General features: G+C 57.8%; 16 protein-coding genes. 12 read left to right on the forward strand and 4 right to left on the reverse strand.

Annotated features, from left to right (window positions below):
• The first annotated feature begins 77 nt into the window (after window positions 1-77).
• Entirely contained in the window at window positions 78-1,277 is a 1,200-nt protein-coding gene (locus tag CHR62_RS00800; protein ID WP_093969904.1) for an MFS transporter, read from the forward strand.
• On the opposite strand, the gene CHR62_RS00805 is transcribed toward CHR62_RS00800, so the two are convergent.
• Window positions 1,272-1,751, reverse strand: a complete 480-nt coding sequence (locus CHR62_RS00805; protein WP_093969903.1) for a PaaI family thioesterase — start codon at window positions 1,749-1,751, stop codon at window positions 1,272-1,274. The genes CHR62_RS00800 and CHR62_RS00805 overlap by 6 nt on opposite strands.
• Window positions 1,752-1,941: 190 nt before the next feature.
• On the opposite strand from CHR62_RS00805, the gene CHR62_RS15955 reads away from it, so the two are divergent.
• A complete protein-coding gene (locus CHR62_RS15955; protein ID WP_123659691.1) occupies window positions 1,942-3,552 on the forward strand; it encodes a methyl-accepting chemotaxis protein in 1,611 nt (536 codons plus the stop codon).
• Window positions 3,553-3,608: 56 nt separating this feature from the next.
• Here the strand turns inward: CHR62_RS15955 and CHR62_RS00815 are convergent, their stop codons facing one another.
• Complete coding sequence (locus CHR62_RS00815) at window positions 3,609-4,076, reverse strand: DUF1854 domain-containing protein (RefSeq protein WP_093969901.1); 468 nt, start codon at window positions 4,074-4,076, stop codon at window positions 3,609-3,611.
• Window positions 4,060-6,297 carry an ABC transporter ATP-binding protein gene (locus CHR62_RS00820; RefSeq protein WP_123659692.1) on the reverse strand — a complete coding sequence of 746 codons (2,238 nt, stop codon included), beginning with the start codon at window positions 6,295-6,297 and terminating at the stop codon, window positions 4,060-4,062. The genes CHR62_RS00815 and CHR62_RS00820 overlap by 17 nt, the downstream gene beginning before the upstream one ends.
• A gap of 186 nt (window positions 6,298-6,483) precedes the next feature.
• Between CHR62_RS00820 and cphA (CHR62_RS00825) the strand changes: the two genes are divergently transcribed.
• From cphA (CHR62_RS00825) to CHR62_RS00835, 3 genes are read left to right on the forward strand one after another with little or no spacing between them, the layout of a single operon-like run.
• Window positions 6,484-8,697 carry a cyanophycin synthetase gene (gene cphA, locus CHR62_RS00825; RefSeq protein WP_123659693.1) on the forward strand — a complete coding sequence of 738 codons (2,214 nt, stop codon included), beginning with the start codon at window positions 6,484-6,486 and terminating at the stop codon, window positions 8,695-8,697.
• A gap of 15 nt (window positions 8,698-8,712) precedes the next feature.
• Entirely contained in the window at window positions 8,713-11,289 is a 2,577-nt protein-coding gene (gene cphA, locus CHR62_RS00830; protein WP_093969898.1) for a cyanophycin synthetase, read from the forward strand.
• A 27-nt stretch (window positions 11,290-11,316) separates the two neighbouring features.
• Entirely contained in the window at window positions 11,317-12,303 is a 987-nt protein-coding gene (locus CHR62_RS00835) for an NADPH:quinone reductase (protein ID WP_123659694.1), read from the forward strand.
• 21 nt (window positions 12,304-12,324) lie between these two features.
• Here CHR62_RS00835 and CHR62_RS00840 read toward each other — a convergent pair whose 3' ends face one another.
• Window positions 12,325-13,140, reverse strand: a complete 816-nt coding sequence (locus CHR62_RS00840) for a helix-turn-helix domain-containing protein (protein ID WP_093969896.1) — start codon at window positions 13,138-13,140, stop codon at window positions 12,325-12,327.
• Between the two features lie 253 nt (window positions 13,141-13,393).
• Between CHR62_RS00840 and accB the strand changes: the two genes are divergently transcribed.
• From accB to CHR62_RS00875, 7 genes are all read left to right on the forward strand, one after another.
• On the forward strand, window positions 13,394-13,888 hold the full coding sequence (gene accB / locus CHR62_RS00845) for an acetyl-CoA carboxylase biotin carboxyl carrier protein (protein WP_123659695.1): 495 nt from the start codon (window positions 13,394-13,396) through the stop codon (window positions 13,886-13,888).
• A 3-nt stretch (window positions 13,889-13,891) separates the two neighbouring features.
• Window positions 13,892-15,286 carry an acetyl/propionyl/methylcrotonyl-CoA carboxylase subunit alpha gene (locus tag CHR62_RS00850; protein WP_199722871.1) on the forward strand — a complete coding sequence of 465 codons (1,395 nt, stop codon included), beginning with the start codon at window positions 13,892-13,894 and terminating at the stop codon, window positions 15,284-15,286.
• A 5-nt stretch (window positions 15,287-15,291) separates the two neighbouring features.
• Entirely contained in the window at window positions 15,292-16,782 is a 1,491-nt protein-coding gene (locus CHR62_RS00855; RefSeq protein WP_123659696.1) for a biotin carboxyl carrier protein, read from the forward strand.
• Complete coding sequence (locus tag CHR62_RS00860) at window positions 16,779-17,615, forward strand: HAD-IIA family hydrolase (protein WP_123659697.1); 837 nt, start codon at window positions 16,779-16,781, stop codon at window positions 17,613-17,615. Before CHR62_RS00855 ends, CHR62_RS00860 begins: the two co-directional genes overlap by 4 nt.
• Window positions 17,612-19,597, forward strand: coding sequence for an acetoacetate--CoA ligase (locus CHR62_RS00865; RefSeq protein WP_123659698.1), 1,986 nt, complete (start codon window positions 17,612-17,614; stop codon window positions 19,595-19,597). The genes CHR62_RS00860 and CHR62_RS00865 overlap by 4 nt, the downstream gene beginning before the upstream one ends.
• A gap of 78 nt (window positions 19,598-19,675) precedes the next feature.
• Window positions 19,676-20,914 (forward strand): Tm-1-like ATP-binding domain-containing protein, encoded by a 1,239-nt coding sequence (locus CHR62_RS00870; protein ID WP_123659699.1) that lies wholly within the window; start codon window positions 19,676-19,678, stop codon window positions 20,912-20,914.
• Between the two features lie 82 nt (window positions 20,915-20,996).
• Complete coding sequence (locus CHR62_RS00875) at window positions 20,997-22,226, forward strand: amino acid ABC transporter substrate-binding protein (RefSeq protein WP_123659700.1); 1,230 nt, start codon at window positions 20,997-20,999, stop codon at window positions 22,224-22,226.
• Window positions 22,227-22,296 lie beyond the last annotated feature (70 nt).

A 22,296-nucleotide genomic window follows, 5' to 3' on the forward strand; every position in this document is an offset into this window, starting at 1 on the left:
CCCAGCCTGTAGGGGCTTAACTCTAAACCGGGCGATGGAGCCAGTATCCATGCGTCCGGTCATACTCTGGCGTTTACATGTCGTCTCAAGCTTCTTCGTCACGTCTTTTCAACAAAGACCTGGTCCTGCTGATTATCTGCCAGGGCCTTTTTTTCACCAATAACGTGACCTTCATTGCTATCAACGGTTTGGTGGGGCTCGACCTTACACCCGTCCCCTGGATGGCGACCTTGCCGATCATGGGGTATGTCGTCGGCGGCGCCTTGTCGACTGCGCCGGTGGCGCGCACGCAAAGCAGGTTTGGTCGAAAAAAGTCGTTTCAGCTTGGCTTGTTGGTGGCCGTGGTGTCGGCCTTGCTGTGTGCGCTGGCGGTATTTACCAAACAGTTCTGGTTATTGGTAGCGGCTACGGTGGTTGCGGGTTACTACAGTGCTAATGGGCAGTTGTACCGTTTTGCCGCCGCCGAGGTGGTGTCTTTGACCCTGCGCGACAAGGCGATTTCTTGGGTTTTGGCGGGCGGCTTGATTGGCGCGATTATTGGTCCCAATCTGGCACGCTACACCAAAGATGTGGCGGCATACCCCTTTATGGGGGCGTATCTGGCGCTGGCTGTTTTGGCTGTGTTGGCCATGGTGCTCATGCGCTTTATCCGTTTCCCCGATGACAAGCGCACCCAGGCGCCCAAAGAAACAGGGAGAGCACTATCGGAAATTGTTCGCCAGCCCATTTTTATTGTTGCTGCGCTGGGAGCGGCGTTTGGCTACGGCATCATGAACCTGTTAATGGCCGCGACCCCGCTGGCCATGGCAGTTGACGGTTTTGCGTTTGCCGACACAGCCATGGTATTGCAATGGCATGTTATTGGCATGTTTGCCCCCGGTTTCTTTACCGGAGCGCTCATCAAGCGCTATGGCGCCCTCGAGATCATGGCGGCCGGCGTTGTGCTGAACTTTGCATGTATTTTTATTGCATTGTCCGGCGTCAGCTTCGAGCACTATCTGGTGTCATTATTCTTGCTGGGGGTGGGCTGGAACTTCCTGTTCACTGGGTCGACCAGCCTGGCCACCCGCGCCCATACGCCCGAAGAACGCGATAAGGCGCAAGGGGCCATTAATTTTTCTGTGTTTATTGTGATGGCGCTTTCGTCGTTTAGTTCGGGCGCGCTGGTGACTACACAGGGGTGGTATTGGTTGAATATCGGCTCATTGGTGCCTGCAGCGATGGTTGGGTTTGCGCTGTTGGCCCTGTTTGTGCGCCGGGCTCGCGCGGCCTCATGATGCTTTGTCGGTGGCGGGCTCTTGCACAATAGGTAACACCATGACGCTGGATGTGGCCGACGCCAGCAACTTGTTATTGGCGTCGACCAATTTTGCTTCTGTAAAAATCATCCGTCGCCCGCCACTCACCACCGATCCTATCGCTCTGATAGGGCCGGTGTCTTTGGTTACGGCGCGGTGATACGAGATTTTGATTTCTACTGTGGCAATGGTGTAGCCCGGGTCTACTTTGCTTAGCGCAACATAGCCGCATGCAAAATCAAGCATGCTGGCAATAAAACCGCCGTGTACGACCGCATTGGGGTTGTACAGGTGCACGTCGGGTGTGCCTTCAAAAACGACTCGGCCATCATGAGCCTCGGTCATCTTGATGTCCAGTGTTTCTCCTAGGCCGCAACGAATGTCTCGTTCGGCCATGGTTTTCAGTTGTTCCAGCCCTGTCAGGTGGGTGCCCAGTTCCGCCATCTGGCTCATGATTTTTTCCTTGCTGCAAAAATAAGTAGGGCTGGCTAGTCGTGCGGCCTAGGTTTTTACCTAGGCCGTATAGCCGATTCATTTGTAAAAAAATCTAAATTTCGGCGCATTTCTGCCGTTACCCCAAAGTTACGTCATAGTTTACGACACGTACTGTCACCGGCGCCGGCGCGCGCCACGGAGAAATAAATTGAGTAAGTTAAAAATCGGAGCCCGGCTGTCGCTGGCGTTTCTGGTGATGCTTTTGTTGATTGCGGTTTTAGCGGTGGTGGGGGTGTTGCGCATGCAGGCGGCTACCGAAACGGCTGACAACATTATTAATGTTCGTGTAAATAACGAGCGATTGACGCGAGACTGGAACCGAATAATCGAGTTGAACACGGTCCGCACTGCGGCCTTGTCCTTGATTGTTGAACCTGATCAATACACGGCGTTTACCAAAGAGATTGAAAGTCTGACCGCACGCTCTGAAGAGATTCAGGCCGAGTTACGTAAAGCATTGGTGAATGAAGAGGCTATTCGCCTTTTCGAGGCCGCTCAGCAGCGTCGCGCCGAATATCGCGAGGCCCGTGCAAAGGCGCTGAAGGCTCAGCAAGAGGGGCGTTTCGACGAAGCGAATCAATTCTTCCAGAAAGATATGGACGTTTTGCGCGACCACTACATGAATGCCGTTGATGCCTTGCAGGCCAACCAGCAGAACCAAATTCAGAAGGATGGCGAACGTCTTAACAGGGACAACGAGTTCGGCATTGTTTTGATTATCGTGGTGGGTGTCGGTGCGGTGGTGCTGGGCATTTTGCTGGCGTTCTTCATTACGCGCTCTATCGTTGTGCCGCTGCGCCGTGCCGTGGGTTTTGCCGAAACTGTGGCCAAACGCGATCTGACCAGTCATGTCGAAATCCGTGGTGACGATGAGGTCGCTACCTTGTTGCGTGCGCTCAAGCGCATGAATGACAATTTGCTGGGTGTCGTGGCCGACGTCCGATCGGGGGCTGAATCGATTGCCACAGCGGCCGGCCAGGTTGCTGCGGGTAACATTGACTTGTCGGCCCGCACCGAAGAGCAGGCGTCGTCTCTGGCAGAAACCGCCGCCACGATGGAAGAGTTGACTACCACGGTGAAACAGAACGCCGATAACGCCAATGAAGCCAATCGTTTGTCTGGCACAGCGGCCCGTGTGGCCGAGCAAAGCGGCGACCGGGTGTCTCAGGTGGTGGGCGTGATGGGCTCTATCAATGCATCAGCCAAGCAAATTGTCGACATCATCAGTGTGATCGACGGCATTGCTTTTCAGACCAATATTCTGGCGCTGAATGCCGCTGTTGAAGCGGCCCGCGCCGGCGAGCAAGGCAAAGGCTTTGCCGTGGTGGCGGCCGAGGTGCGTTCGTTGGCCCAGCGCAGTGCGCAGGCCGCCAAGGAAATCAAAGGTCTGATTGATTCGGCCGTATCGATTACCGAAGAGGGCAATCGCCTGGTGGCTGAAGCCGGCACCAGCATGGAAGAAACCGTCAACAGTATCAAGCGGGTGGCTGACATCATTGCCGAAATTTCGTCGTCCAGTCACGAGCAAAGTACCGGCATTAGCCAAGTGAATGACGCCGTGGCTCAAATGGATCAAGTGACGCAACAGAATGCGGCCCTGGTTGAAGAGGCTTCCGCAGCTTCTGACAGCATGCGTGAGCAAGCGGGTACGTTGGCTCAGTTGGTGGCCACGTTCAAGATTGATCTTGACGCTATTGTCGTCGTCGACGAAGAACGGCGTCGGGCCTTGCCTCGCGCGCGTCCGGCGTTGTCGGCGTAAGCTGTCTCTGTCGTGTAATGCATGCCTCGGGCCGGTGTTATTGCCGGCCCGATTTTTTACAGGAAGTGGTCGAGCAGGCGGCGGCTATGTCGATCGAGGGATGACAGCGACTTCAGCAAGAACTGCACCCCATGGCTATCGGTGATCAGCAGGGTCGACGCGTTCAGGCGTCGGATGTCTTCTTCACCTTTGAGGGTCAGGCGAGTGGGGCCGCGGTCGGTCTCGATGTCCCAGGTGCTGGGTGTCGCGCGGCTTGATATTCGCGCAATACGCAAGATGGCTGGCGTGAACTCGCGCTGGGTCAAGTCTGACTCAATCAGGGCGCGGGTGGCCGCGTCCAGGCCCTCAAGGTTGGCCACTTGTGCTAGTTCCTTGCCTTCGGGGCTGACCAGTGAAATGGCTTCGGCCGGGGCAGTAATGGGGAAGTTGCGAACCGCCGATACCCGACAGGTTTGACCGTCGTGGCGCAGTTGCAAATGGCCCATGGCATCGCGGATCAAATCAAGATTAGTCGTCGTTGTCATGGCGTTCGCTGCCGGCCGATGCCGGTTGAAGATCGTTGAGTTGTGATTGCGCGTGATACAGGCGGGCGTAGGCGCCGTTTTTGGCCAGCAAGTCGTCGTGACGGCCAGTTTCTACGACCTGTCCCTTGTCCATGACGACCAGGCGATCGGCCTTGCGCAACGTGCTGAGGCGATGGGCGATAGAAATGGTTGTGCGGCCTTTGACCAGGTTGTCCAGGGCTGTCTGGATTTCTTTCTCAGTGCTCGTGTCGACCGACGACGTGGCTTCGTCAAGAATGAGGATGCGCGGATCAATAAGCAACGCGCGCGCGATGGAAATACGCTGGCGTTCGCCGCCGGAGAGTGCCTGACCACGCTCGCCGACCAGCGAGTCGTAGCCATGGGGCAGTCGCAAAATGAACTCGTGAGCATGTGCCGCCTTGGCTGCAGCAATGATGTCCTCGCGCGAGGCCTCGGGCTTGCCATAGGCAATGTTCTCGGCGATGGTGCCAAAAAACAGGAAGGGCTCTTGCAGGACCAGACCAATGTGGCGCCGGTACTCGGCGATGGGCAGGTCGCGGATGTCGACCCCGTCGATGCGGACACTGCCTTCTGTCACGTCGTAGAAGCGACAGATCAGGTTGACCAGCGTACTTTTGCCTGAACCGCTATGACCGACCAGGCCAATCATTTCGCCGGGCCGAATATCTAGGCTGAGGTTATGAATGACTTGTCGGCTGCCGTAACGAAAGCCGATGCGGTTCAGTTGCAACCCGCCCTCGACGCGGGCGAGGTGCTTGGGTTTGATGGGCTCTGGGACGCTTGAAACATGATCGAGAATGTCGAAAATACGCTTGGCGCCTGCTGCAGCGCGCTGGGTGTGCGACACGATCCGGCTCATGGCATCGAGCCGGATATAGAACCGGCTGATATAGGTCAGGAAGGCGGTCAGTACCCCCACCGTGATTTCTTCAACCGAAACCAGCCATATGCCAAAGCCCCACACGACCAACAAACCGATTTCGGTCAGGAAAGTGACGGTGGGTGAGAACAGCGCCCATAAACGGTTGACCCGATCGTTAATGACCAGGTTGCGGTCGTTGGCGTCGCGAAACCGTTGCACTTCGCGTTTTTCTTGGGCGAAGGCCTTGACCACGCGAATGCCGGGAATGGTATCGGTCAGTACGTTGGTCAGTTCTGACCAGACCCGGTCGGCGCGTTCGAAACCATGGCGCAGCCGATCACGTACCAGATGAATCAGCCAGGCAATGAAGGGTAGCGGTATTAGCGTGACCACCGCCAGCCACGGGTTGATCGAGAACAAAATGATGGCCGTCATGACGATCATCAGGACGTCGGTTAAAAAATCGAGCAGGTGCAGCGACAAAAAAACGCAGAGCCGGTCAGACTCTGAACCGATGCGGGAAATCAGGTCGCCTGTCCGTTTGCCGCCAAAGTATTGCAGCGACAGGGTTTGCAAGTGTTGATAGGCGGTGGTGCGCAGGTCGGCGCCGATGCGTTCGCTGACTTTGGCCAGCAGGTAGGTGCGGCCCCAGCCCAGTACCCAGGCAAGCAACGACGCCAGCAGCAGACCCCCAAGGTAGTATTTGACCAGGGTCCAGTCGATAGGTACGCCATTCTGGAAAGGGATGAGCACCTTGTCCATCAGCGGCATGGTCAGATAGGGGGGAACCAACGCGGCGGCTGTTGAAGTGATAGTCAGCACAAACCCGATGAATAAAGGCCATTGGTAGGGCCGGGCAAAGCGCCACAGCCGGAACAGCGCCCAGGTTGAAGGCGGGCTGACGAGGTTAGCGGGTGCGGTGACCTCGGGTTGGGCTGTCGCAGTGTCTGCGACGGGGTGGCCGTGCTTGAAGGCTGCAAACTGGTCAAGCAAATGCCTTGCCGCCAGCCCCTGGCTTAGCGTGTAGTGCCACCGGCCTGTGGTGGCCTTGCCATTGTGTAGGTTGATATGACCTACGCCGTGCTGGTCGACATGGTCGAGCTGGCTTTCGGATGACAGCGTGTGTGCGTCCCAATCGGCCTGTTCCGCGTGTCGTGAGAGCAGGCGTTGATTGGTCAGCACCAAGATGCCGGCCCGGAATGCCATGTCTGTGTCCAGATCAAGGGCCATCCAGCCGATCAGGCGTTCATCAGCCAGGAGTTTCGTCTGGATCTGGTCGAGCCATTCGCGCGTGTACTGCCCGGCAACGGGCAAGGTTATAGAGGTGGGAGCAGTCATGAAAGGAGCGTGAGGCGGCGAAGACCAGAGCAAAGGGCGGGTTTATGCAGATTTGCGACATTATCGCGTCAGACGTGATCTGGCGCGAGTATTTTGTTGCACAGTTGCTGCGGCAGGAGTCTAATTTGTGCACCAGAATTCTCTGGGTTCCAGCGTATCTCTTTTGCCGTCCTCCGGCTTTTTCTCATGTCCAGAAAACAGATCAATATCCTTCGGATGTTTTCTTTGCGCGGCCCCAGTATCTGGGCGTATAGACCTTTGCTTGAAGTTTGGGTCGATATCGGCGAGCTCGAAGATTACCCCTCCAACCTCTTACCTGGCTTTAACGACCGTCTGGCGACATGGTTGCCCGGGCTGGTTGAGCACCGTTGCAGTGTCGGTGAACGTGGTGGTTTTTTACAACGGTTACGCGATGGTACGTGGCCGGCGCACATCCTTGAGCATGTGGCGCTCGAGTTGCAAACGTTGGCGGGTTTCCCGGGTGGCCTGGGCCGCGCGCGCGAAACCTCGGTGCGGGGCGTTTACAAGGTAGTGGTTCGCGCGTGGTGCGAGCCCCTGACCCGCGAAGCCGTATTGGCCGCCCGTGACCTGGTTATGGCGGCCATCGAAGACCACCCCTACGATGTCGATGCTGTTGTCGAGAAATTGCGCGACATTGCGGCCGATTTGCGGTTGGGGCCAAGTACCGAGGCCATCGTCAATGCCGCCGATGATCGCGACATTCCCATGATTCGCTTAAGCGACGAGCACAACCTGGTACAGCTGGGTTACGGTGCCGCGCAACGTCGTATCTGGACAGCAGAAACCGACCAGACCAGCGCGATTGCAGAGGGCGTTGCAGGTAATAAAGATCTCACGCGCAAAATTTTGGGTCGTTGCGGTGTCCCGGTGCCCGAGGGGCAAGAAGTCGACACCGTGGATGAGGCCTGGGAGGTGGCGACTGATCTGGGGTTGCCGGTGGTGGTCAAGCCGACCGACGGCAATCACGGCCGTGGTGTTTTTACCAACCTGACCACGCGCGAGGAAATTGAAACGGCATACGCCGTAGCGGTTGATGAAGGTAGCGGCGTGCTGGTCGAGCGCTTTATTCCTGGCGATGAGCACCGTCTACTGGTTGTGGGCGACCAGATGGTGGCTGCCGCCCGTGGTGACGCGGTAAGCGTGGTAGGTGATGGCGTCAATACCATCGAGGCTTTAATTGAGCTTCAGATCAATGCTGACCCGCGTCGTGGTCGTGATGAAACTCAGCCTCTGAATATCGTACGCCTCGACTCGGCGGCACGTCTTGAAATTGGTCGTCAGGGGTATAACGCCCAGTCGGTGCCTGCCGCAGGCAAGCGTGTCCTCATTCAACGCAATGGCAATGTCTCGATTGACGTTACCGACAAGGTACACCCCACAACCCGTGATTTGGTTGTGCTTGCCGCGCGGGCGGTGGGGTTGGACATCGCCGGTATTGATCTGGTCGTCAGCGATATTGCGCTGCCTTTGTCTGGGCAGGGCGGCGCCATTGTCGAAGTCAATGCGGGGCCGGGGTTATTGATGCACCTTAAGCCTTCTGCCGGCGAGGCCCAGCCCGTTGGCGAGGCCATTATCAACCATCTGTTTCCAGGCGACGCCAATGGCCAGATTCCATTGGTGGGGATCACCGGCAGCCGCGGTAAAACGACGGTGTCGCGCATCTTGACGCATTTGCTGCGTTTGCAGGGTTATTACGTCGGGCTTGCGTGTAGCGATGGCTTGGTATTTGATCGCCGCCTGGTTAGCGCAGACGACTGTGATGGTTGGGATTGCGCGCGCCGGATTTTGCTGAACCCGGCTGTTCAGGCCGCTGTCGTAGAAAATGGCGCCCGAACCATTCTGACTGAGGGGCTGGCTTACGAACGTTGCCGGGTAGGTGTGATAACAGGCATCGAAGCGGGCGAAACCTTACCTGATTTGTATATTGAAGATGCCGACCAATTGTTCAAGGTCTATCGCACCCAGATCGATGTGGTGCAGAAGCATGGCGTGGCGGTGCTGAATGCCGATGATCCGGCTGTTCTTGAAATGGCCGATCTGTGCGATGGCAGCGTTGTGCTGTTTGGCATGTCGGCGGGCAGTGAGGCGATTGTTGCGCACCGCGCCAACAGCGGTCGGGCAGTAGTCGCAAAAGACGGTTGGATCCTCATGCTGGATGGCGCCGAGCAGTCTGTGTTGACCGAGCTGGCGATGGTGCCTGTGATCGATGGGGCAACTTCGCCGGTATTGACGCAGTCCGTACTGGCAGCAGTGGCCGCAGCGTGGTCGTTAGGCGTACAAACCGAGGTCATTCGTGCTGGTATTCAAACCTATGGGCATGCCGCTTCCGAAGGCATGGTTCAAAGCGGATCGGCTGTTTCGCCGTCCGTTCATCCTTGACGGGGTAAGTGGTCGATGGAAATTACACGTATCAGGGCATTGCGCGGCCCAAATCTCTGGGGTCGGCAGACATCTGTCGAGGCGGTGGTCGCTTGCGATTCGCAAGAGCAGGATATCGAAGCCTTGGATGGTTTCGAAGTGCGCATTCGCGCCCGCTTTCCGGAAATCGATCTGCTGAAGCCGGCGGGGCAAGAGCAGCCGTTATCGATGGCGCATGTCCTGGCCAGTGCGGCATTGCGATTGCAGGCGTTAGCCGGGTGTCCGGTTTCTTTTTGCCGGGTTGCACCCACTTTCGAGCCGGGTGTTTATCAGGTGATTGTCGAGTACACCGAAGAAGAGGTCGGTCGTCAGGCGCTCGATGACGCGCGTGATTTGTGCAACGCTGCGTTGGCCGACAAACCGTTCGATCTGGCGCTGGTGTTGGCGCGCTTGCGCGAAATGGACGAGGATGTACGCTTGGGGCCCAGCACTGGGGCCATTGTTCAGGCCGCACAACGCCGGGGCATTCCGTATCATCGCCTTACCCAAGGTAGTCTTGTGCAGTTCGGCTGGGGGCGTCGCCAGCGGCGTATTCAGGCGGCTGAAACCGACCGCACCAGTGCCATTGCTGAGGCTATCGCACAAGACAAGGCGCTGACGAAACGACTTTTGGCGTCGGCAGGTATTTCGGTACCCGAGGGTCGTATCGTTCAAGATGCGGACCAGGCCTGGGCGGCGGCACAGAGTGTAGGCTTGCCTGTGGTCGTCAAGCCGCGCGACGGTAATCAGGGCAAGGGGGTTGCGGTTAATTTGCAAACTCAGGAAGCCGTTTTGCAGGCCTTTCACGTTGCGGTCGACATTTGCAATGATGTCATTGTTGAGCGCTATTTCCCCGGGCACGACTTCCGGTTGTTGGTCGTCGGCAATCAGTTGGTGGCTGCGGCCCGACGCGACCCGCCGCAAGTGATTGGCGATGGCGTGCGCAGCATTGCCGAGCTGGTTGAAGCCGTCAATGCCGACCCAGCGCGTGGCGAAGGCCATGGTACGTCTTTAACGCGTATTCGCCTGGGTGATGAAATCGCTCTTTCAACCATGGCCCGGCAAGGCTATACACCCGATTCAATTCCCGAAAACGGCGTCTTGGTTACCTTGCGTAATAACGCCAACCTTAGCACCGGTGGCAGTGCCACCGATGTCACCGACCAGGTGCACCCCGAGCTGGCCGAGGTGGCCGTCGCGGCTGCCCGTATGGTAGGTCTTGATATCTGCGGCATTGATCTGGTGGCGCAAAACGTTTTCGAACCCCTGACACAAGAGAACGGCTGTATTGTCGAAGTTAATGCAGCGCCGGGTTTACGCATGCATCTGGCGCCCTCGTTTGGCAAGCCCCGTCCTGTGGGCGAATCGATTATTGATGCGATGTTCGCCGAGGGTGAAACAGGTCGCGTCCCGGTAACCGCCGTGGCTGGCACCAATGGTAAAACGACGACGACCCGTTTAATCGCCCATTTGTTGGGGGTTACCGGCAAGTGTGTCGGTATGACCAACTCTGACGGCGTTTATGTCGGCAACCAGTGTATTGATACGGGCGATTGCAGCGGGCCGCGTAGTGCACGGCATGTGTTGCTGCATCCTTACGTAGATGCCGCAGTGTTCGAAACAGCACGCGGGGGGATTTTGCGTGAAGGATTGGCCTTCGATCGATGCGACGTCGCCGTGGTGACCAACATCGGCGTGGGCGATCATCTGGGGCTCAATTACATCACTACGGTCGAAGACTTGGCCGCCGTGAAGCGTGTGGTGGTCGAGAATGTCGCACCCACCGGAACCGCGGTGTTGAACGCGGCCGACCCGATCGTCGCAGCGATGGCCGCCACTTGCCCCGGCCAAGTGATCTTTTTTTCAACCGATCCGTCTCACCCTGTGCTGGCCACGCATCGCGCGCAAGGTCAGCGGGTGGTATTCGTCGAGCCTGGGCGCATTATTCTGGCCGAGGGTGCTTCAGAGCAAAGTTTCGCGTTGTCAGGCATTCCGCTGACCCAGAATGGGCGTATTGGCTTTCAGGTTGAAAACGCCATGGCTGCGATGGCGGCGGCCTGGGCGTTGGGTTTGTCCTTCGAAGATATGCAAAAAGGTCTGGCGTCGTTCGTCAACGATGCGCAAACCGCGCCTGGTCGATTCAACATGTTCAGCTATAACGGCGCGACCGTGATTGCCGATTATGGGCACAACCCCGATGCAATGCTGGCCCTGGTACAGGCTGTTGACCAGTTGCCTGCAACGCATCGCAGTGTCGTCATCAGTGGCGCTGGCGATCGCCGCGACGAAGACATTACCCGTCAAACCGAGATTTTGGGTGATGCCTTTGACGAGGTTATTCTTTACGAAGACATGTGTCAGCGTGGCCGCGCCGAAGGTGAAGTGGTCGCCTTGTTGCGTCAGGGGTTGGCGGGTGCCAAGCGTGCGCAAAAGGTTGATGAAATTCACGGCGAATTCGTCGCTATCGATCTGGCTTTGGAGCGTTTGAAGGCGGGTGACTTGTGTCTGATACTGATTGATCAGGTTGAAGAAGCATTGGCACATATTGCCCGCAGGGTGGCTGAGGCGGCCTGATCGTTATACAACGACAAGGGAAACGTTTTGAAAGCTGCCTGGTATACGCAAAATGGTGCGGCCGCCGATGTATTGTCGGTGGGTGATTTGCCCCAACCCGAGGCCGGGCCCGGAGAGGTCCGGGTTCGGGTGCATACGTCGGGGGTCAATCCGTCTGACGTCAAGTTCCGTCAACGTCGCCCGCTCGATTTTGACCGCATCGTCCCGCATAGCGATGGTGCGGGCGTGATCGACCAGGTTGGGGCGGGCGTTGATCCGGCGCGTCTCGGGCAGCGGGTTTGGGTCTGGAACGCGCAGTGGGCCCGCGCCTGGGGGACAGCCGCCGAGTATGTCGTGCTGCCCGATGCGCAAGCTGTATTGTTGCCCGACACGGTCGATTTCGCATCTGCGGCCGGCTTCGGTATTCCGTTGCTGACTGCGGTTCAGGCGATTCGGTTGGCCGGTAACTTGGCCGGGCAAACTGTGTTGGTGACCGGTGCAGGCAATGCTGTGGGTCATTACGTAACGCAGTTGGCTGTGCAAGCGGGTGCGCAGGTGCTGGGCACGGCAGGCTCGCCCGAAAAAGCCGGACACGCACAACAGGCCGGTGCGCACGCAATTATCAATTACAAAACCGAGGCTGTCGGCGCGCGAGTGCTCGCGCTTACCAAAGGGCATGGGGTCGACGTCATCATCGACATGGACTTTTCGTCTACCGCAGCGTTGCTGTCTGAAAATGTTTTAAAGCCACACGGCCGCTATGTTTGTTATGGGTCGAACACTACAGGCGTGTTGCCCATCGATTTACGCACGTTGCTGTGGCACTCGAACAGCCTGCATTGCTTTTTGGTCTACGATCTGCCGGCTGCCGATCGTGCAGCGTGCCTGGACACGGTCGCGGGGTTGTTGCAGTACGGGGCGCTGCGTCATGCGGTAGCTGGTCGGTTTGCGCTTGAAGACATCGTCAACGCGCATCAAATGGTCGAGTCGGGTAAGAAGCTGGGAACGGTTGTTGTAGACATCGCACACGATTAAATCGGCGGGCTGGGGGTGTGCCTACTGCTCGTGCGACATCAGCCTGACCGAAATTTCACGTGCCGCCTGCGATAACTGGGCCAGGTGCTTTTTCACCATTTGCTCAACCGTGGCCACTTTGTGCATCCAGGTCAGGTTGACCACGGCCACGACCTCTTCCCCTGCCCAAACCGGCACAGCAATCGAATCGCGCCCGTCGTTGAATTCGCGCCGGGTTTTGTCGTAGTGCCCGCCAAAGTCTTCAGTCCGAATGCCATAGCCGCGATTGCGGGTCTCTTCGAGTAGGGCGATCACCGTTTCGGGGCGTTGCGCCAGATAGTTGCCGGGCTCGTTGCTGGTGCGTAAGCGTTGCAGCACCGCCGCGCGTTCTGCTTCGCTGCAAAACGCCAGATACGCGCGGCCGGTGGCCGAGCGCAGCATATTGACGCGAAACCCGATGGGACCCAGCGGAATATGCGAGAAATAGGAGCGAGGGCTGTTGGTTTCAATGACTTCCATGTGGTCCAGCCGGGGCACAGCCAGAATGGACGGCCAATTTACCTTTTGGCAAAGCCGCTCAAGAATAGGGGAGGCTACTTCGACCAGAAAGTTCTCGTCGTTGACTTGCGGCGGCCTAGGCTGGTAAGTGTGGCTGGCCATGAAGGCGCCGTCGGCCAGCCGTTGCCAGATCAGCCCGCGAGCCTCTAGCGTTGCAATTACCCGCGTTAACGTGGCCTTGGGTAGCCCGGTGGCCAAGTGCAGGTCGTGCAGGCTGGCGTTGCGCGAACGGTGCAGATAGTCCAGCACCTCTAGCCCTCTATCGAGTGCTCGAATGGTTTTTACTTTGTATTCGCGCATGGCGACGCTTTTCACCTGTTGAAAACTTGCTTGGTGATGCTAGCACCTTGCGTCGGGCTTGGGCAACATTGAAAAAAATACAAAACGCTTGGAGACACGCTTGATACAAGGATCTTAAGGGTTTTTACCTAGGTTCTTGTGCTGTGCTGGTGCTTTGGCACTTTGCCAGCAGGTCATGGTTTTTGAAAACCTTATACCGTTCTCCGGGTGGGTCAGATTCTAACCGGCACGTAGTGCCAACGGAGTATCGGTCATGAGCTTTACGCACGACGACGTGCAACGCATTATTCAGTTGCTCAACACCTCGCATTTCGATGAGCTCCATCTCGAGGCTGATGGCATCAAACTCGATTTGCGTCGCAACGGCGCGGGTGCTGCGCCGCTGGCGGCATCGGTCAGCTCTGCGCCGACCCGGTCTGTCGATGTTGCTGCACCTGCACCTGCCGCCTTACCGTCCGTTAGCTCTGCGGCCTCCGGCGCAGGCGCGTCGTCAGTGGCTGGGTTGCTTGACGTGCGCGCGCCCATGCTGGGTGTTTTCTACAGGTCGCCCAAGCCGGGTGCCGACCCGTTCGTCGCACCGGGCGTCAAGGTCAAGCCCGACACCGTCATCGGCATTATCGAAGTCATGAAGCTGATGAACTCGGTCGCCGCAGAGGTAAGCGGAGAGGTTGTTGAGGTGCTGGCCAAAGATGGCGATTTGGTCGAGTACGACCAGGTCTTGATGCGCGTTCGCGCAACCCAGGGTTAAGTCATGATGCAGGCAGATCAAGCCGCCGTTCAGGGGCCGATTCGTCGGGTACTGGTGGCCAACCGGGGCGAGATCGCCGTGCGCGTACTGCGCACGCTCAAGCGTTTGGGACTCGAAAGTGTATTGGTGGTATCAACCGCCGATCGCGACAGTATGGGCGCCCAGTTGGCTGATCGCACCGTATGTATTGGCCCCGGCCGCGCAACCGATAGCTATCTGAAGATCGACACGATCGTCCAGGCGGCCTTGTCCACTGGCGCCCAGGCCATTCATCCGGGTTATGGCTTTTTGTCCGAGCGTGCCGAGTTTGCGCGGGCATGCGAAGACAACCATCTGGTCTTCATTGGGCCTACGGCTGAACAAATCGAGCGTGTCGGCAACAAGCTTGAAGCTCGACTGATTGCCGAAAAGGCCAACGTGCCCATTACACCGGGCGGGCCCGTGGCTTCGCTTGACGAAGCGCTGGCGGTTGCCGATGCCATTGGCTACCCTGTGTTGATCAAAGCGGTTGGCGGCGGCGGCGGGCGTGGGCTAAAGCGTGCCGACGACCGCGATGCCCTGATCCGTTTGTTCGAATTGGCCAGTGCCGAGGCGTTGGCTGCGTTTGGCGATGGCCGGGTCTACATTGAGTGCTTTGTGACCCAGGGGCGTCACGTTGAAGTGCAGGTGTTGGGCGATGGCCAATCGGTGATTCACCTGGGCGATCGCGATTGCTCCGTCCAGCGTCGTTACCAAAAGCTGGTCGAGGAAGCCCCAGCCCCCAATCTGCCCGATGCCATGCGTGCCGATTTGCATGCAGCGGCCGTGCGCTTTGCCCAATACATCGGTTACCGCAGTGCTGGCACTATCGAATTTTTGGTCGACGTGCAGCGCGACCAGTTTTATTTTCTCGAAATGAACGCCCGTATCCAGGTTGAGCACCCCGTCACCGAACTGGTCACAGGAATTGATCTGGTGCAAGCACAGCTGGCCGTGGCGCAGGGGCATGCACTGCCCTGGACGCAGTCCGATGTTCGCGTCACGGGTCACGCCATCGAGTGCCGTGTCAACGCCGAAGACAGTGACCGCGATTTTCAGCCCTCACCGGGGCGGGTCAACGCGGCACAGTTTCCGCTGCGTTCCGGTATTCGCATCGATACTCATATGCAGGCGGGCGCGATGATCCCGCCGTTTTACGACTCGATGATCGCTAAGGTGATTGCCTATGGCGGTACGCGCGACGAAGCGCGACGTGCGTTGGCCGAGGCACTGAACGATACGGTGATTTCCGGCGTCAAAACCAATATTGCCTTGCACCTCGATGTTCTGAATACGCCTGAATTTACCGAGGGCGGGGTCGATACCGGCTTCTTGGGCCGTTATCTGGCCGATCGGACTGCGATGGCACACGAAGGTTAAACAGCATGAAACAAGACAAAGTCCAGTTTATTGACACCACCCTGCGCGACGGCAATCAAAGCCTTTGGGGGGCGACCGGCCTGACAACCGGCATGATGCTGCAAATCGCCCCTGTGCTCGATCGTGTCGGCTATCACGCCCTCGATTTCAGTACCAGTACGCACATGGCGGTCACCGTGCGTTTTCATAAAGAAGACCCCTGGGAACGTCTGCGTTTGCTCAAGTCACGTCTGAAGCGCACGCCGCTGACGTTTTTATCGACGGGCATGCGGTTTATTTCGTGGGAAACCGCACACTCCGAGGTTATGGCCTTGTCGTACCAGCTATTGGTTAATAACGGCATAGAAAGGTTCATGGTGATGGACCCGATGAACACCACGCAGGCCGTCATCGATAACTGCCAAGCCATTGCCAAGGCGGGGGCCTCTGAAATTGTGGGGGCGTTGGTATACACAGTCAGCCCCATTCACGACGACGCTTTTTTTGCGAACATGGCGGCGCAACTGGCGGCGCAGCCGTTTATCGACCGGGTGTATCTTAAAGACCCCAGCGGCTTGCTGACGCCGGAACGTGCCCGTACGCTGTTGCCGGCCATCAAGACTGCGCTGGGTAACAAGCCCTTCGAGTTGCACTCGCATTGCACCATTGGTCTGGCGCCATTTACTTACCCCGAAGCGCCGTCGCTAGGGGTCGATACCTTGCATACGGCGGCCCGCCCGGCGGCTAATGGTACTAGCCAGCCCGCGGTAGAAAACGTCGTGAACAACCTGCAGGCGCGCGGCGTGTCACATGATCTCGACCTCGATGCCATGGCCGAAGTCAGTGAGTATTTTTCGCGTCTGACCAAGGCCGAAGGCCTGCCTGTCGGGGTGCCGCAAGAGTACGACGAACGTTATTTTTCCCACCAGTTGCCCGGCGGCATGATCGGCACCATGCGCCGTCAGTTGCGCGAAATCCGTCAAGAGCATCGCCTGCCCGAAGTTTACGAAGAGGTGGTGCGCGTGCGGGCCGAGCTGGGTTATCCCATTATGGTGACGCCGTTTTCCCAGGTGGTGGGCACGATGGCGGTCATGAACGTACTGGCGCCCGAACGTTATGCCAACGTTCCCGACGAAGTCATCCGCTATGTGGTGGGGCGCTTTGGTACGCCACCAGGCGAGGTCGATCCCAATGTGCGCGATCGTATCGAGAATATGCCGCGAGCCAAAGAGCTGTTGTCTCAACCGCCCATGCCCGGCGTCGCCGAGCTGCGTCAACGTTTTGGTAAACACCTGTCCGACGAAGAGTTTTTGTTGCGCGCCGTCATGCCGGCCGACCAGGTCGATGCCATGGTTGCGGCCGGCCCCTGCAGGCAAACGTACAATCCCTCGGTAACCCCGGTCGAAAAACTGTTGGCCGAATTAGCCAAAAGGCCGGACGTTACTCATGCCCGCATCGAACGAGAGGGCTTCCTGATGGAATTGCGCAGCCACGGGGTTGCAGGAGACAAGACATGACGCAGTCGTTGTCACACGACTTGAACGCAGTAGAAGGTTTTATTTTTGATATTGACGGCACGTTGGCATTGGCCGATCGCATGTTGTCGGGCTATCAACCTTTGCCTGGGGCCATCGAGTTAATTAATTTGCTGAACCAACGTCAAACACCCTACGTGGCGTTTACCAACGGTTCAACCAAAACGCCCGCACAGCTGGCTCAGGCCTTGTCAAAAGCCGGTATTCTGGTTCAGCCCGAACGCACACTGACGCCGCCGGCCGTCGCCGTGTCTTTGTTTAAAAGCCGGCAATACAAGCGGTTGCTGGTGCTGGGTGTCGAGGGGGTATGGCGTCCGTTCGAGGAAGCTGGGTTCGATATCGTGGTTTCGCCTGAGCGCGCCGACGATGCCGATGCGGTGCTGGTAGGTTGGCACCCCGAGTTCCGTCTTGACGACCTTGATGCGGCTTGCCGCGCAATCTGGGCCGGAGCCAATTTATACACAGTTTCCACGGCCCCCTATCTGGCCAGTCGTGAAGGCCGTACCCTGGGTATTTCGGGTGCGCTCACCGCCGCCATTAGCAGTGTGACGGGCAAAGAGGCCGTCATAGTGGGTAAGCCCGCGTCAACGGCTTTCGACGTGGCCCGCAGTATTTTGGGTGTCGAAGCCTCCCGAATCGCGATTGTCGGAGACGACCTTTCGCTCGAAAACGCCATGGCCCAGCAGGGCGGCGCAGTCTCTGTGGCCGTGCATACCGGGTTGGCTACACCCGAAGATATCGATCGCCTGCCCCCAGGGCAGCAACCGCATTTCTCCATTCCCGGCGTTAATGCTTTGCTGGAGATGATTCGATGACTGAAACCGTACAAGTACCCAAGCTGCTTTGGCAGCCCACTCAAGCGCAAATTCAGGCCTCGCGTCTTGATCACTACCAATCGTGGGTCGAACAGGCCTTTGGTGTACCCAAGGGCGATTACGAGGCGCTGTGGCAGTGGTCCGTCGACCATCTTGACGACTTCTGGCTGTCGATCTGGCAGTATTTTGATGTTCAGGCCGACGGGGCCGTGCAGCCCGTCCTGGGCGATCGCGCCATGCCGGGCGCGCAATGGTTTCCCAATACATCGCTAAATTACGCCGAACATGTGTTTCGTCGCGCCACCGACCAACGGCCGGCGTTAATTTCGCGTCGAGAAGAAACGGGCGTCGAAGAGGTCAGCTGGGCGCAACTGACGCGCGACGTCGGCGCGCTGGCAGCCAGTTTGCGCGGCCTGGGTATTGGCAAGGGCGACCGTGTGGTGTCGTACATGCCCAATCGTCCTGAAACAGTCATTGCGTTTCTGGCGTGTGCCAGCATTGGCGCTGTGTGGTCCAGCTGCGCACCCGATATGGGCGTTCGGGTCGTGACCGACCGCTTCCAGCAAATTGAGCCCAAGCTGATTTTTGTCATCGACAGCTACAGCTACAACGGCAAACAGCACGACCGCGCGGCGCTGGTGTCTGAGCTGCTCGAATCGTTGCCGACCGTCAAGCATGTTGTGCATGTGCCTGGCCCCATGGCCGACCGCGAAGGCGGTGTTGCTTGGGCCGGTCGCATTCGCTGGGCCGATATGGTCGCTCAGCAGGCCCCTTTGCAGTTCGAACGCGTGCCTTTCTCCCATCCTTTATGGATCGTGTATTCGTCGGGCACAACGGGTTTGCCCAAAGCCATTGTGCATAGCCATGGCGGCATTGTCCTTACCCACCATAAAACCATGGCGCTGCAGCACGACTTGCGCGAAGGCGACCGCTTGCTGTTTTTGGGCGGTACTGGCTGGATTGTCTGGAATTTGCAGGTGGGTGGTTTGCTGGTGGGCGCGACCGTGATTTTGTATGACGGCAACCCGGCATGGCCCGACAATCAGTCGTTGTGGAAATTTATTGACGACCACGGCGTTACTTTGTTTGGTTGTGGTGCGGCGTATTTGATCAACTGCATGAAAGATAACCTGCAGCCCAACACGTTTGCCGGTCTTGCGGCCCTGCGGTCAATTAACGCTACCGGTTCGCCGTTGCCCACCGATGCGTTCGAGTGGGCTTATGCCAACATCAAGTCCGACCTATGGCTGGCGTCCATCAGCGGCGGTACCGATATTGCGTCGGGCTTTGTGGCTTGCGCACCGACCTTGCCGGTGTACTCGGGCGAAATTCAATGCCGTGAACTTGGTGTGGCTGCTTACGCCTTTAACGAGCAGGGCGAACCGGTTGTCGACGAGGTCGGTGAGCTGGTGATTACCCAACCCATGCCATCGATGCCGGTGTACTTCTGGAATGATCCGGGCAATACCCGCTACCTCGACAGTTACTTCGACGTATTTCCCGGCAAGTGGCGACACGGCGACTGGATCCTTTTTACACCGCGCGGCACCAGCATTATTTACGGTCGGTCCGATTCCACCATCAACCGGTTTGGCATCCGTATGGGGACGGCCGAAATTTACCGTGTGGTCGAGGCGGTTCCCGAAGTACGCGACAGCCTTGTCGTCGACCTTGAATACCTGGGGCGTCCGTCATTCATGCCGCTGTTTGTCGTGCTGCACGACGGCCAAACCCTGACCGATGAATTGAGCGCGCGCATTGCTGATCAGATTCGTACCAAGGCGTCGCCGCGGCACGTGCCCAACAAAATTTATCAGGTCAGCGATATCCCGCGCACCTTGACGGGCAAGAAAATGGAAGTTCCGGTACGCCGCTTGCTGCTGGGGTCGCCGGCCGAAAAAGTGGCGCATCCCGACGCCATGGCCAACCCGCAAAGCATGGGGTTCTTCATTGAGTTAGCCAAAACTTTAAATACCGAATAGCTCAAACAAATGTGGCGGCCCAAGAGCAAAAAAACAGCCAGGGCCGTCATTCAGGTAAATGTGGAACAGGAGACAACGATGACCACGAAACCCAAAGTCCTTTTGATTGCTACCCTCGACACCAAGGCGATCGAGGCGCAATTTGTACGCCAAACGCTTGAGTCGCAGGGTGTTGATGTGATTCACCTCGACGCCAGTATTCGCCGCTCGGTTACGCCGGGTGCCGAAATCACGCCGGAGCAGGTGGCTGGCGCGGCTGGCAAAACCATTCAGGAAGTGCGCGACCTGAAGCATGAAGGCAAATGTCAGGCGGTGATGATCGAGGGGGCGATTAAATCCACCCTCGCGCTGCATGCGGCAACGCCCATCAGCGGCGTCATTGCCATTGGCGGCTCCATGGGTTCGACGCTGGGCAGTGCCGTCATGCAGGCACTGCCTTACGGTTTGCCCAAGGTGCTGGTGTCCACCATGGCCTCGGGCTTTACCCAGCCTTTTGTGGGCGCCATGGACATCAATATGTTCAACCCGGTGTGCGATATTGCCGGGCTCAACAGCATCACGCGTGAAGTCTTCCGTAATGCGGCCGTCTCGGTAGCTGCCATGGCCAAGGCTTACGAGCCTAAAGCCGCGTCAGACAAACCTGTGGTGCTTATGGGGACGTTGGGTACCATTGACCGCTGTACAGTGCGTGTTCGCAAGCAGCTCGAGGAAAAAGGCTACGAAGTCCTGGTGTTTCATACGCTGGGCACTGGCGGGCAGGCGCTCGACAAACTGGCCGCCGAGCGCGACATCGTGGCCGTACTTGAGACCTCTGTGGTCGAACATAACGACTTCCTGAACAATGGCTTGTGCAGCGCCGGCCCCGAACGCTCTAAAGCCGGGTTGCGCAAAGGGGTGCCCGTGGTGTTTGCTCCAGGCAATGCCGACTTCATGGTGTCAGGCCCCGCCGATATGGCCGAGCGCCAGTTTCCGGGCAAGCGCTATCACATTCATAACCGCGCACTGACTGCTGTGCGAACCGAAGCTGAAGAGTTGCAAAAGCTGGCCAATCATTTGGCTGGCCTGGTCAAAACCGAGGCCAAAGGCCCCGTGTCGGTACTGGTGCCTTTACAGGGTTTTTCCCATCATGACAGCCCCGAGGGACACCTGCATGATGCTTCATTATGTCCTGTCTTTTATGACGCGGTCAAAGCGGCCATGCCGTCTGGCGTCACCGTCGAAAAATTCGACTGCCATCTGAACGACGAGCAGTTCGCCGATGCGGTGGTCAACGAGGTCTTGCGCCTTGTCGGTCAGCGCCATACGGCAGCCGCTTAAGCTTTGTGGTTTCAACGCCTGGGCCAGCCAGGGGCAGCGCCAGGCGTCAGGTTACAACTATGCCCACAACCCGGAGACAACAATGACAGTAAAAAAATGGACAACCCGGTTGGCCCTTGCGGCCAGCCTCTCAATGATCGGTATGGCGACACCGTCATTCGCCGATGAAGCGCCCAAATCCATTCGTATCGGGTATTCGCTGGCCAAGAGCGGCCCCAATGCCCCGGGCGGCGACACCACTGTGCGTCCCAACTACGAAATGTGGGTTAAAGAGGTTAACGCCAATGGCGGCATTATGCTCAGCGCCTATGGCAAAAAGGTGCCCATCGAAGTCATCGAGTACGATGACCGCTCCAGCACCGAAGAAGCGGTTCGTGCCATCGAGCGCCTAATTACCCAAGACAAGGTCGACTTGTTGTTGCCCCCGTGGGGTACGGCCGTCAACCTGGCTGTTGCGCCTTTGTTCGACAAGCACGGCTACCCGCAGGTGGGTACCACCAACCTCACCGACAAGGCCGATCAGTTCGCTAAGCGCTGGCCCGGCCACTTCTTCCTGTTGGGTTCGGCCAGCATGTACGCTGACGGGCTCCTCGACCTTCTGGCCAATGCCAACAAAGAAGGCAAAATCGGCAAGAAAATTGCTATGGTCAGCGTTGCCGACGGCTTTGGTGTCGACTCGGCCGCTGCCGCTCGCAAGGCTGCTGCCAAACACGGTTTCGAAATCGTGCTCGACAAAACCTATCCGGTTGGTAGCTCCGACCTGTCGTCGCTCCTGAACGAGGTCAAGTCTACAGGTGCCGATACGTTTATTGCGTATTCGTACCCACCCGATACCGTCCTGATCAGCGACCAGGCTCGCGTTGTGGGTCTTAACCCCAAAGTGTTCTACACCGGTGTAGGCACTCAGTTCCCGTTCTTCAAGGGTAAGTATGGCGCCGAAGCCATCGAGGGCCAAATGAGCCTGGGCGGCATCAACGGCGAATCGAAAGCTGTCATGGATTACCGTGCCCGTCATAAAGAAATGCAGGGTAAAGACCCCGACTACTGGGGTAGCCAGGTAACTTACGCCAGCTTGCAGATGTTGCAACAAGCCATCGAGCGTACTGGCAAGATCGACCGTGCTGCCATCCAGAACGAGCTTAAAAACGGCACGTTCGATACCATCCTCGGCCCCATCAAACTTGAAAACAATCAGTTGCGTGGCATCTTCACCGTGGGCCAGTGGCAAAACGGCGTTTTCCAGGGCGTAGGTCCTGCAAACTTGCCAGGCGCCAAGCCGGTCATCATCCCCAAACCCGAATGGAAGAAGTAATCGGGTAGTGCGGTCATAGGCATCGGGCTTGGTCCGGTGCCTTGTTTCCTGTCATTCCATAAAAACCGAG

Source organism: Pusillimonas sp. NJUB218 (assembly GCF_003788685.1).
Classification (GTDB): Bacteria; Pseudomonadota; Gammaproteobacteria; order Burkholderiales; family Burkholderiaceae_B; genus Neopusillimonas.

Bases quoted from the DNA above. Each gene is read 5' to 3' on its own strand.
- CHR62_RS00800 (WP_093969904.1), top strand. From the start codon at position 78: ATGTCGTCTCAAGCTTCTTCGTCACGTCTTTTCAACAAAGACCTGGTC.
- CHR62_RS00805 (WP_093969903.1), bottom strand. From the start codon at position 1,751: ATGAGCCAGATGGCGGAACTGGGCACCCACCTGACAGGGCTGGAACAA.
- CHR62_RS00815 (WP_093969901.1), bottom strand. From the start codon at position 4,076: ATGACAACGACGACTAATCTTGATTTGATCCGCGATGCCATGGGCCAT.
- CHR62_RS00820 (WP_123659692.1), bottom strand. From the start codon at position 6,297: ATGACTGCTCCCACCTCTATAACCTTGCCCGTTGCCGGGCAGTACACG.
- cphA (WP_123659693.1), top strand. From the start codon at position 6,484: ATGTCCAGAAAACAGATCAATATCCTTCGGATGTTTTCTTTGCGCGGC.
- cphA (WP_093969898.1), top strand. From the start codon at position 8,713: ATGGAAATTACACGTATCAGGGCATTGCGCGGCCCAAATCTCTGGGGT.
- CHR62_RS00840 (WP_093969896.1), bottom strand. From the start codon at position 13,140: ATGCGCGAATACAAAGTAAAAACCATTCGAGCACTCGATAGAGGGCTA.
- accB (WP_123659695.1), top strand. From the start codon at position 13,394: ATGAGCTTTACGCACGACGACGTGCAACGCATTATTCAGTTGCTCAAC.
- CHR62_RS00850 (WP_199722871.1), top strand. From the start codon at position 13,892: ATGATGCAGGCAGATCAAGCCGCCGTTCAGGGGCCGATTCGTCGGGTA.
- CHR62_RS00855 (WP_123659696.1), top strand. From the start codon at position 15,292: ATGAAACAAGACAAAGTCCAGTTTATTGACACCACCCTGCGCGACGGC.
- CHR62_RS00860 (WP_123659697.1), top strand. From the start codon at position 16,779: ATGACGCAGTCGTTGTCACACGACTTGAACGCAGTAGAAGGTTTTATT.
- CHR62_RS00865 (WP_123659698.1), top strand. From the start codon at position 17,612: ATGACTGAAACCGTACAAGTACCCAAGCTGCTTTGGCAGCCCACTCAA.
- CHR62_RS00870 (WP_123659699.1), top strand. From the start codon at position 19,676: ATGACCACGAAACCCAAAGTCCTTTTGATTGCTACCCTCGACACCAAG.
- CHR62_RS00875 (WP_123659700.1), top strand. From the start codon at position 20,997: ATGACAGTAAAAAAATGGACAACCCGGTTGGCCCTTGCGGCCAGCCTC.